We start from the raw sequence: 11,592 nt of genomic DNA on the forward strand, positions 1-11,592 counted from the left end.
GCTCACCGTCCCCGACCGGCACGGGCCAGCGTGCGGGTAGTGAGATAGGCCAGGGTCGTACCGGCGGCCACCGCACCCGCCGCCGACCAGCGCAACAGTCGGTCCTGGCGTCGGGATCGGGCCAACGCCTCGGCGTACGGCGTGGTGGTGTGCGCGACCATCGTGTAGAGCGGGGTCCACCGGTCCGCCAGCAGCCGGTTCAGCACCCGATCTGCGGCGGCCCGCAGCGCGTAGCCCGGTCGGTGCACCCGGGCCCGCAGGTCCTCGAAGTTCTGGGTGGAGAGGTCGGCCAGCACGTCGGTGTGCGTCTTGCGGGCCGTCTGGTACGCGGCCAGCGCCGCGCCCCGGTCCGGGTGCGCCGCCAGGCACTGGTCGAGCACCAGGCAGTCCTCGAAGGAGGAGTTCATACCCTGCCCGTAGAACGGATAGACGGCGTGGGCGGCGTCGCCGACGAGCACCACCCGGTCGGCGTGGTGCCAGGGCGCGGTACGGACGGTGACCAGGTGCCCGGTCGGGTGGTCGAGGATCTCCTCGACCAGGTGGGGCATCAGCGCCTCGGCGTCGGGGAAGTGCTGCTGGAAGAAGGCACGGATCGCCGCCGGCGAGGTGAGGGTGGCGAGACTCGGCTCACCCTCGAAGGCCATGAACAGCGAGCAGGTCAGCGAGCCGTCCAGGTTGGGGTGGGCGACCATCATGGCGTGCTCGCCGGGCCAGACGTGCAGCGCCTCCAGCCGTACCCGGGGCTGGCCGTCGTCGCCGACCGGGATGGTCAGCTCCTTGTAACCCCAGTCCAGGAACTCCTGGGCGTGGTTGGCCCGCAAGCCGTGCTGCAACTGCTGGCGGACCGTGGAGAACGCCCCGTCGGCACCGACCACCAGGTCGGCGGTGACCTCGGTCGAGGTCCCGTCCGCCTCGGAGACGACGGTGACCGAGGGGCGGTCCCGGTCGAGGCGCTGCATCCGCCAGCCGAAGTGGAACCGGACCCCGGGCTGCGCGTCGGCGGCGTCCACCACCACGGCGATCAGTTCGTCGCGCAGCACCGAATGCAGGATCTGGTGTTCGCGTACGCCGTACGGCTGGAAGCTGACCGTACCGTCGGGGCTGTGCACCACCCGGCCGCGCATCGGGACGCTGCGTTTGAGCACCTCGTCGAGGAGGCCCACCTCGCGTAGCGCGCTCATGCCCCGGGCGGAGAGGCCGAGGTTGATGCTGCGGCCGGCAAGCCCGGCGGGGGCCAGTCGGGGGTCGTCGCGTCGCTCGTAGACGTCCACCGCGTAGCCGCGCCGGGCCAGGTATACGGCGGCGAGTGAACCTGCCAGTCCGGCGCCGACGATTACGGCCCGGTCCCGGCGGTCGTTGGTCGGGCGGTGCCCGTCCATCATGCGCCCTCCTCGGCGATCAGGGTGTTGAGCAGCTCGTCGATCTCCCCGTCGGAGAGGTCGTCGAGCGAGGCGAGTAGGTCCTCCGGGCTCGGCCGACCGGCCGCGATCCGGTCGGGTGAGGCGATCCGGTCGGGTGAGGCGATCCGGTCGGGTGAGGCGATCCGGTCGGGTGACGCGGTCGAATCTCTGACCGGCTCGGCGGTCCGGGTCGGCCCGGCCGCCGGGGCGTCGACCAGCTCCCCGAGTTCGGCGATGGTCGGCGCGGCGAAGAGCAGGCGTAGTGGCAGGTCGACGCCGAAGGCGGTACGGATCCGGGCGATCAACCGGGTGGCGGTGAGCGAGTGTCCACCGAGGGCGAAGAAGTTGTCGTGCACCCCGACCTCGGTACGACCGAGCACCTCGCACCAGAGCGCCGCCAGTCGCTCCTCCACCGGGGTACGGGCGGCGGTGTGCTCGGTGTCGCCGTCGGACCAGCTCGGCTCCGGCAACGCTCGACGGTCGACCTTGCCGGAGCCGGTACGGGGCAGTTCGTCCAGTACCACCAGGGTCGCCGGCAGCATGTACTCGGGCAGCCGGCGGGCCAGCGCCGCCCGTACCGGTGGCCACAGTTGGGCCGGCTGCGCGCCCGGCTCGGCCGGTACGACGTAGCCGACGAGGCGGATGTCGTCGGCGCTCGCCTGCCAGGTGGTCACCACCGCGTCGTGGAGCTGCGGCTGCTCCCGTAGCGCCGTCTCGATCTCGCCCGGCTCGATCCGGTAACCGCGTAGCTTGATCTGGTGGTCGGCGCGGCCCAGGTATTCCAGCCGGCCGCTCGGCAACCAGCGGGCCAGGTCCCCGGTGGCGTACATCCGGGCCCCGGGCCGACCGGCGTACGGGTCGGGACGGAACCGGGCGGCGGTCAGCCCGGCCCGGCCGTGGTAGCCCCGGCCGACGCCCAGGCCACCGAGGTACACCTCACCGACCGCGTCCACCCCGACCGGGTTGCCGGCCGGGTCAAGCAGATAGATCCCGGTGTTGTCGACCGGGCCACCGAGGTCGACCGGACCGGTCACGCCGACCTGCCCGATCGACGAGTAGATCGTCGTCTCCGACGGTCCGTAGCCGTTGACGACGGTGGCACCGTCGGTGCGCAGCGCGTCGGCCAGGTCCCGGAGCAGGGCCTCGCCGCCGCTGATCCGGGTCCGCACCCCGGCCGGTACGCCCCCGGCCGCCACCAGCATCCGCCAGGTCGCCGGGGTGGCCTGGGCGGCGGTGATCTGTCGGGAGGTCAACTCGGCCCGGAGCGCGGCGGCGTCCACCGCGGTCCGGGCGTCGATCAGCTCCACCCGGGCACCGGCCAGCAGCGGCAGGATCAGTTCGACCACGGAGATGTCGAAGGCGGGGGTGGTGATCGCGGCCATCCGGTCGGCGGAGGTCAGGCAGAGCTGCCGGTCGACGGCGGTGAGCAGGTTGACGACCGAGCCGTGGGTCACCACCACCGCCTTCGGGGTGCCGGTGGAGCCCGAGGTGTAGAGCAGGTAGGCCAGGCTCGCCGGGTGCCCGCTGCGCTCCGGCGCGGTCTCCGGCCGACTGGCCAGGTCCGCCACGTCGGTCGGGTCGTCGAGTCGGACGACGCGGGTGCCGGCGGGCCAGGCGCCGGTCGTACCTTCGGCGCTGGCGAGGTCGGTGACCAGCACCGGGGGCGTGACCTCGGCGGCCATGGCGGCCAGCCGTTCGGTCGGCAGTTCCGGGTCGAGGGGCAGGTAGCCACCGCCGGCCTTCCAGACGGCCAGGATGGCGGTGACCAGGTCGGTGCCGCGCGACAGGCACAGTCCGACCGGTACGTCCGGGCCTACCCCGTGCGCGCGGAGCAGTTGGGCGAGGCGGTTGCTGGCGGCGGTGAGTTGTCGGTAGGTCATCTGTGCGCCATCCGGGGCGACCACCGCGACCGCGTCCGGGTCGGCCGGTGGATGCCGGTCCAGCAGCTCCGGTACGCAGCTGTCCAGGACGGCCACGGGAGTGGCCAGCCACCGCCGGATGATCTCCTGCCGCTGCGCCGGGCTCAGCAGTGCGAGTTCGGCGACCGGGGTGTCCGGGGCGGCGACGGCGGCACCGAGCAGGGCGAGGTACTGGTCGGCGAACCGTCGCATCCGCTCGGCGTCGAACAGGTCGGTACGGTAGGTCAACCGCCCGCGTAGGCCATCCGGCCGCTGCTCGACGGTGAGGGTCAGGTCGAACTTCACCGTGCCGTTCTCGTGCAGTTCCGGGCTGATCCGCAGGCCCGCCACGGTGGTCGGGGCGGGCGGTTCGTCCAGGGCGAACATGACCTGCACGACCGGTGAGTAGGCGAGGCTGCGGGTCGGTGCGAGCAGGTCCACGACCCGCTCGAACGGCACGTCCTGCCGGGACTGGGCAGCCACCGCCGAGGCTCGGGCGACGCGCAGTACCTCGCCGTACGTGGTGCCGGGCTCGAACCGGGCCCGCAGCGCAAGCGTGTTGGCGAAGAACCCGACCACCTGCTGGGTCTCCGGCCGGGTACGCCCCGACACCGGCACCCCGACCAGCAGGTCGTCCTGTCCGCTGAGCCGGTGCAGCAGCGCCTGGAAGCCGCTGAGTAGCACCGCGAACGTGGTCGTGTCGGCCCGGTGGGCCAGCTCGCGTACCCCGGTGGCCAGCTCGGCGGGCAGGTCGAAGGTGGCCAGGCCACCGGCTGGGGTCTGCTCGGCCGGTCGGGGCCGGTCGGCGGGCAGGTCGAGCAGGGTGGGTGCGGCGGCCAACTCGGACCGCCAGAATTCCAGGTTCTCGGCGAAGGCGTCGCTGGTCGCCTGTTCGCTCTGCCAGACGGCAAAATCGGCGTACTGGATCGGTGGTGGTGGCAGGGACGGGTCGATGCGAGAGACGGCGGCCTGGTAGGCGTGACCCAGTTCGGCGAAGACGGTGTTGAACGACCAGCCGTCGGCGACGATGTGGTGCACCACGACGACCAGCAGGTGCTCGTCGGCGGCCAGCCGGATCAACTGGAGCCGCAGCAGCGGCCCGGCGGCCAGGTCGAAGGGAGCCTGGCTGGTCGTGTCGACCAGTTCGGCCCGCCGTCGCTCCAGGTCGGCCGGTGGCAGGTCGGCGAGGTCGGTGACGGTGAGCCGGATCGCCCAGGGTTGCTGGATCCGTTGCGCCGGCTCGCCGTCGACGGCGGTGAAGGTGGTACGCAGCGCCTCGTGCCGGTCGACCAGCCAGCTCCACGCGGCTTCCAGGGCGTCATGACGCAGCGGGCCGGTCAGCCGGACCGACCAGGCGATGTTGTATTCCGGGGAGCCGGGGGTCAGCTGGTCGAGTAGCCACAGTCGACGTTGCGTCGAGGAGGCGGGCAGGACCCAGGTGTCTCCGGTCATGACGTCTCCTCGCTGGTTCGCTTCGAGGCGGGGTGGCTGTCGCGGGTGTCCACGCTGCCGTGGGTGCCCAGGCCGGGGCGGGTGTCGGAGCGGGGGCGGGAGTCCGCGCTGTCGCGGGTGTCCACGGCGACCAGGCGGAACTCGGCGGTTCGCCGGCCACCGGCCGGGTCGGTCAGCCAGAGCTGGTCGGGAGAGGGCAGCATCTCGGTCAGTCGCAGGGTGGCCGTCGGCCCCTCGCCGTCCACCGTGCGCCGGATCGACCGGGCGAACCAGTCGACGGCGGCGAGGCTGGCGAAGTCGAGGAAGAACGGCTTCTTCTCCACCGGTGTCTTGACGAAGACGTACCGGGGCAGGCCAGCGGCCAGTTGCCAGCGGCGCACCTGCTGGAACCGTTCCGCCTCGTCGGCGGTACGGGCGAAGTCCAGTTCGGCCGCCCGGAACCGCCAGCTCTCCCGGGCGATGGTGACCCGGTCCACGGTGATCCGTGGCTGGTGGTCACCGGGGGGCAGGATGTCGAAGCGTTGCAGCAGTTGCAACATGATCGTCTCGCCGATCATCTCGGTGAACGGCACCGAGTGACGGCCGTCGCGGGTACGAACCACGAGCGTCCCGTCCCGGGGTTCGAGCACGCAGTCGGCGACCGCCGCCGCGGTCTTCGGGTCGAGCCCGCCGCTGTCGTGGCCGAACATCAGCCGCAGGTCGCGCTCGGTGATCAGCTTGTCGGTGATCCGGGACGGCGCTCCGCCCTCCTCGCCCGTGGCGGCCAGCGCCACCCGGGGACCGGGTAGGTCCGCCCGCATCGCCGCCACCAGCTGCTCCGGGTCGGGATGCTGGGCCACGAACAGCGCCGAGCGCAGGGTGTTCACCCCGGGGTGCACCTCGCCGACCACCCACTGGAAGTCGCCTCGGGCCACGGCTTCGGCCCCGTCGGCGACCAGCATGACGTCGGGACTGTGCTGGTAGGCGCCCATCCAGCCGGGTCGGGGCGCGGCGAACGCGGTGGCCGCCCGGTCGGCGATCGCCGCCGAGTCGACCTGCACCCGACGTTGGCCGGCGAGCTCCGGCAGGATGCTCGCCCAACGGTCCCGCAGCCCGCGTACCACCGGGGCGATCAGCTTCTCCGGCAGGTCGAAGAGGAGGTCGTTGGCCCAGAGCCAGAAGTCGGTGAACGGCACCGAGGTCTGGCCGGTCCGGGCGACCAGCTCCTTGTAGCGTTCGACGCAGGCCCGGCGGAACAGGGCGGCCCCGGCGAAGGTGAACCAGCGGGCACTCTCCAGCAGCAGGCTCAACGCCGGCCAGAGGGTGGCGGTCAACTCCGGGGAGAGCCCGACCTCGGTGCCGGAACGGCAGTCCTCGTAGACCAGGGTGCGTCCGGCGTACACCCGTCCGGCCCGCCTGGTCGGGGCCGCTCCGGTCAACTCGGTGAAGGTCTGTTCCAGGCCGACCAGGGCGGCACCGAGCCGGTCGGCGTCCCCAGCCGCCGCCGCGACGGTGTCCCGGGCCTGCTCCAGTCGGTCGAGGGCGGCCAGGGCCGGGCCGCTTACGGCGGGATCGGTCACGGTGGCGAGCCGGTCCCGCAGCGCTCGTTCGGGGAAGAGGTCCTCTTTGGGGATCTCCAGCGACCAGCTCACCCGGCGGGTGTCGCGTAGCTCGGCCAGCAGTTGGTAGACCGCCTCCGGAGTGGAGACCTCCACCGTCGGGTCGGCCACCAGCTCGGCGGCGATCTCACCGGCTGACCGGATCCCGTCACAGGCGGCCAGCAGCCGGGCCACGGCGTGCGGCAGGGGCGTGGGTGGGGTCAGCGGAAGCAGTAGCTGGTCGTCGAGGACGGCGAGGAAGGGCAGCCGGCGGGGGATCAGCCAGGGCCGCAGCCGGGGATCGCGGTCGGCCAGCGCCTCCGCCAGGCCGGCCACCGCCCAGTTCTCGAAATAGACGGTACGGGTGGCCAACGAAGCGACCCCGTGTCGCATCCGTAGCGGGGTGTCCTGATGGGGGGCGACGGTAGCCCAGCCCACCGGTCCGAAGAAGCCGATCGTGTCGTTCTTGGCGCAGTAGCGCTGCAGATAGCTGGCGACCAGCGCCTCGTGCTGGCGATGTTTCGAGCCGCGGGCGGCACCGTCGGCCGGGTCGTGGGCAAGTAGGGCGTCGATCCCGGTCCGCAGCGCGTGGCGGTTCTGCCAGGTCACCGCCTCCCGGAAGAGGGGGTCACCGGCGGCGGCCCGTAAGCCCTGCGAGCGGCGGACACTCGCCTGTTCGTGGGACCGGTCGAAGGTGAGCCGGTCGGTGTGCAGCCGGTCGCGGGCGGCGGCGAGGTCGGCGACCGCCATCGACAGCGCCTCGCGCAGCGCCGGGTCGGCGGCCTCGGGCAGTGCCTCCGGCAGGCTGCCCTGGCGTACCTGCCGGTCGGCGCGGTTCCACCGGGATCGCTGTTCCGGTGAACCGGCCCGGCGGGCCTGGTAGAGCAGGTCGGTCAGCCGTCGGCGGGCGGCATCCACCTGGTCCACGCTGGCCAGTACGGCATCCGTGGCGGCCAGATGGTCGAGGTCACCCAACCGGGTCAGCGGCTCCACCGGGAAGCCCGCCCCGCGTAGCCCCACCCAGCGCCACATCGCCCACGGGCCGGGAATCGGCCGGACCAGGTGGCCCGGGGCCGGGGAAACAACGGTTCCGGCATTACCGGCTGTGTCGTTGGCGTCGGCGGTGCCGTGTCCGATTCTGCCGCTGCCGCTGCCGCTGCCGCTGCCGCTGCCGCTGGTGTTGGTGTTGGTGTTGGCGTGGACCTGACCGTTGGCCGAGTCGGTGGCCGGGCCGGTGCGCAGGTAGGCACTCCGGTCCCGGGCGGTGATCCTCGGGGCGGTGCCGGCTCCGGTGCCGGCGTGTGCGGTGCGTCGCCGGTCGATCTCGGCCGCCAAGCCGGCCAGCTCGTGCTGGTCGTACACCACCCGGATGGGCAACTCGACGCCGAACCGTTCGCTCACCAGGAAGGTCAGCCGGGTGGCGAGCAGCGAGTTGCCACCCAGGGCGAAGAAGTCGTCGCCGGCATCGCGTACCGCCACCCCGAGCAGTTCGCTCCACAGTGCCGCCAGTCGGGTCTGGGTGGCGTCGGTGAGCGGTACGACCGGCGGGGCCGGTGCGGTGGTGGGCGCGGGTAGCGCCGCCCGGTCGACCTTGCCGTTGCGGTTGAGGGGCAATTCCGGCAGGACGAGGTACGCGGCCGGCCGCAGGTAGGGCGGCAGGTGGGCGGCGGCGTACGCGTCGAGGTCGGCCGGTGCCACCGGCTCCGGCCCGGCCCCGCTACCCGGCGCGAGATAGGCGAGCAGCCGGCGGCGCTCCCCGTCGCCGTCGACCACCACGGCCACGTCACCGACCCGGGGGTGGGTACGCAGCACCGCCTCGACCTCGGCGGGCTCCACCCGGAAGCCCCGGATCTTGACCTGTCGGTCGATCCGGCCAAGGAACTCCAGCGTGCCGTCGGGACGCCACCGCACCCGGTCTCCGGTGCGGTACATCCGCGCTCCCGGGCTGTGGGCGAACGGGTCGGGCAGGAAGCGTTCCGCGGTCGCGGCGGGGCGACCGAGGTAGCCCCGGGCCAGCCCGTCGCCCCCGGTGAAGAGTTCCCCGGGGACGCCCACCGGCACCGGTCGGAGTTGGGAATCGAGGACGTAGACGGTGCTGCGGGGAACCGGCCGACCGATCGGGACCGAATCGGGTACGGCGTCCGGGTCGGTCATCCGGTGGCAGCAGGTGAAGGTGGTGTTCTCGGTCGGGCCGTACCCGTTGACGACCGGCCGACCCCGGCGGACCCGCAGCGCGGTGCGGACCGCGTCGGCGTCGAGTACGTCGCCACCGGCGAGCAGTTGACCGACCCCGGCCAGACTCCCCGGGTCCTGCTCGATGATCTGGTGGAACAGCCCGGCGGTCAGCCAGAGCACGCTGACCTGTTCGGCGCGGAGCAGCCGGGTGATCTCGGCGGGGCCGAGCGGTCCGGCCGGTGCGACGACCAGTCGAGCGCCGTTGAGCAGGCTGCCCCAGATTTCCAGGGTGGCGGCGTCGAAGGCGACCGGCGCGAGTTGCAGGACCGTCTCGTCGGGGCCGAGACGTAGGTAGTCCGGCTCGTGGACCAGCCGCAGTACCGCCCGGTGCGGTACGGCCACTCCCTTGGGCACCCCGGTTGATCCGGAGGTGTGGCTGATGTAGGCGAGCCCGGCCGGGGGCACCGCCACCGCCGGAGCCACCGGGGGCAGGGCGGCCAACTCGGTGACGACCTGGTCGAGTCGGATGGTCGGGTGGCCGGGCGGCAGCGGGACGGCGGCTTCGTCGGTGGTGACCACCGGTGGATCGCCGCTGCTGGCCAGTAGGTCCCGGATCCGGGTCGGTGGGTCGGCCGGATCGAGGGGCAGGTAGGCCGCGCCGGCCTTGAGTACGGCGAGCAGGGCGGTCACCATCCGTACCGACCGGGGTAGGGCGACCGCCACCGGGTGGTCCGTGCGGATTTCGTGCCGGATCAGCAGGTGTGCCAGGCGGTTGGCCTGGGCGTCGAGTTCGGCGTACGTCAGCGTCCCGTCCGGTCCGGTGACCGCCACGGCGTCCGGGCTTCTCCGGACCTGGGCGGCGAACCGCTCGGGGATGTTGCTGTCGGCCGGGTAGGGCGTCGGGGCGGCCCGCGTTGAGTCGGCCGGGTAGGGCGTCGGGGCGGCTCCGGCCCACTCGCTGGTGAGCTGCTCGATCTCCTCGGCGTCGAGCAGCGGCAGCGCCGAGACCGGGGCGTCGAGTCCGGCGGCGATCCCGGTCAGGCAGGTGGTCAGGTGGTGCAGTAGACGATCGGCGGCGTTATCGGAGAACCGTCGCCGGTCGTGGTAGATCAGCACCTGTAGGTCGGGCTCGCCGAACACGCAGACGGTCAGCGGTGCGCCGGGGTGCCGATGGACCCGTGTGGTGCGTTCGGCCCAGCCGTCGACCGAGGCGGAGAGCGCGGTCTGTAGGTTGCGGTGCTCGTACATCAGCAGGCTCTCGAAGAGCGGGCTGGCCGAAGGGAGGCCGAGCCACTGCCCGATGGCGGGTAGCGGGGTGAGCTGGTGACCGCGGATCGTGTCGATCTGGGCCCGTACGTCGACCAGCCAGTTTCGTACGGTCTGTCGGGAGTCGACGGTGATCCGCATCGGCACCGTGTTGATCATCAGGCCGACGATCGTGTCGGCCTGCTCGATCGTCCCCTGGCGACAGGTCCGGGTCGCGCCGAACACCACGTCGTCCCCGCCGCCGTAGCGGTGCAGTAGCAGCGCCCAGGCGGCGGTGACCAGGGTGCCGAGCGGTACGCCGACCGCCGTTGCGGCAGCCGCCAGTTCGGCGCGGGCGGTCCGGCTGAGGGTGGTGGTGATTTCCCGGACCGAGTCCGGCGTACGGGGTGGCAGTTCGGCGGCCGGCTGTAGCGGCAGTGGCGTAGGCAGGGGGAGGTGGGCCAGTTGGGTGCGCCAGAATTCCCGGTCGTCGGCCAGGTCTCGCCGGCTCGCCCAGACGGCGAACTCCTGGAAGGAGCGTCGGGCCGGGGGCGTGAAGGCGGTGCCCTGGCACAGCGCCCGGTATTCGTCGAGGACCTCGTGGAGTAGCAGATGGATGGAGCGACCGTCCAACACGGCGTGGTGCAGGCTGAACACCACGGTGTGTCGGTCAGCGGCATGGTCGACGACGCTTACCCGGACCAGCGGGGCGGTCGACGGGTCGAACTCACGGGACCGGTCTGCGGTGAGGAGGTCCGTCAGGCGCGTGGCCCGGTGCTCGGGGGCGTCGGCTGACCAGTCGTATCGTTCGATGGGGAGGGTCACCCGGGGGTGGACCTGCTGGATCGTCTCGCCGTGCTGCCAGGTGAACGCGGTACGCAGCACCGCGTGTCGATCGGCGGCGTGCTGCCACGCGGTGGCGAAGCTGGCCGGGTCCAGGGGCTCCGGCCAGTCGATGACCACCTGGATGATGTCGACGCCGGAACCGGGCTCGTACTGGTTGTGGAAGAGGAGGCCCTGCTGCACCGCGAGCGCCTCGTAGGACTCGATCGCGGGTTGGGCAGTCACGGTGGTCGGTTGGTCTCCGTCAATCGCGGAAACACCACTGGTCGTCGACCACACGGTCATTTTCCTCCTTGGCGACGCACAGCAGGAAACCGTCGCGCACGCGTTCCTGGGCCGGGCGAACGGCGGCGAGGTATGTGGCGAACGGTTTTGAAAAGCAGGAGTTGAGGCAAGGGGTCCGGGGGTGTCCAAGAAAATACGAGAGCTATTCGGGGCGTGTCAACAGTCGCCCGAAACCCTGCCGGAGAGTCATCCTGATCCTGCGATACGGTCCGATTTGGCGGTCTTAGCTATGATAAAAGACTACGAAGTAAGCGTTGCCGGCTCGTGTCCCGCGTTGGTGGCATACATTCAGGATGTTCGGTGCTTTGGGAAATGTCGAAAGCAGGGGGATTGCGTTCGATGATGGCGTGGTTCTGATGAGGATTCTATCGAACTATCTGGATGTCGTGGGTTCGTTTATCGGAACTGCCGCCCGACATGCCAAAACGGGCGCCCCAACTTCGGGACGCCCGTTATTTGCTATTTGGTGTGGTCAGGGCTGGGTGGCTAGCCAATCGCGAAGGCTGCGTGGTCGCAGGTCGGTCCACACCTCGTCGATGTGGGCCAGACACGTTGCCCGATCACCCTCGGTGCCGTCCGGTCGCCAACCCGGTGGCAGGCTGGAGCCGACAGGCCAGATAGAGTACTGCTCTTCATCGTTGACAACTACGCGATAGTGACGCTGATCCTCGGCGTCTTCCACGGGGGCACACTCCACATGCGGCTCAGCTGCCTGGG

At 71.6% G+C, this 11,592-nt stretch carries 4 protein-coding genes; all 4 read right to left on the reverse strand.

The genetic code is table 11. The annotated features are described in order from the left end of the window. Positions 1-2: 2 nt before the first annotated feature. Entirely contained in the window at positions 3-1,379 is a 1,377-nt protein-coding gene (locus FHR38_RS25585) for an FAD-dependent oxidoreductase (RefSeq protein ID WP_184540207.1), read from the reverse strand. Then, positions 1,379-4,750, reverse strand: coding sequence for a non-ribosomal peptide synthetase (locus FHR38_RS25590; protein ID WP_184537046.1), 3,372 nt, complete (start codon positions 4,748-4,750; stop codon positions 1,379-1,381). The genes FHR38_RS25585 and FHR38_RS25590 overlap by 1 nt, the downstream gene beginning before the upstream one ends. Then, entirely contained in the window at positions 4,747-10,815 is a 6,069-nt protein-coding gene (locus FHR38_RS25595) for a non-ribosomal peptide synthetase (protein WP_221449184.1), read from the reverse strand. Before FHR38_RS25595 ends, FHR38_RS25590 begins: the two co-directional genes overlap by 4 nt. 532 nt (positions 10,816-11,347) lie before the next feature. Next, entirely contained in the window at positions 11,348-11,557 is a 210-nt protein-coding gene (locus FHR38_RS25600; RefSeq protein ID WP_312882406.1) for an MbtH family protein, read from the reverse strand. Between the last annotated feature and the right edge of the window lie 35 nt (positions 11,558-11,592).

It is taken from the genome of Micromonospora polyrhachis (genome assembly GCF_014203835.1).
In the GTDB taxonomy this organism is placed as follows: domain Bacteria; phylum Actinomycetota; class Actinomycetes; order Mycobacteriales; family Micromonosporaceae; genus Micromonospora_H; species Micromonospora_H polyrhachis.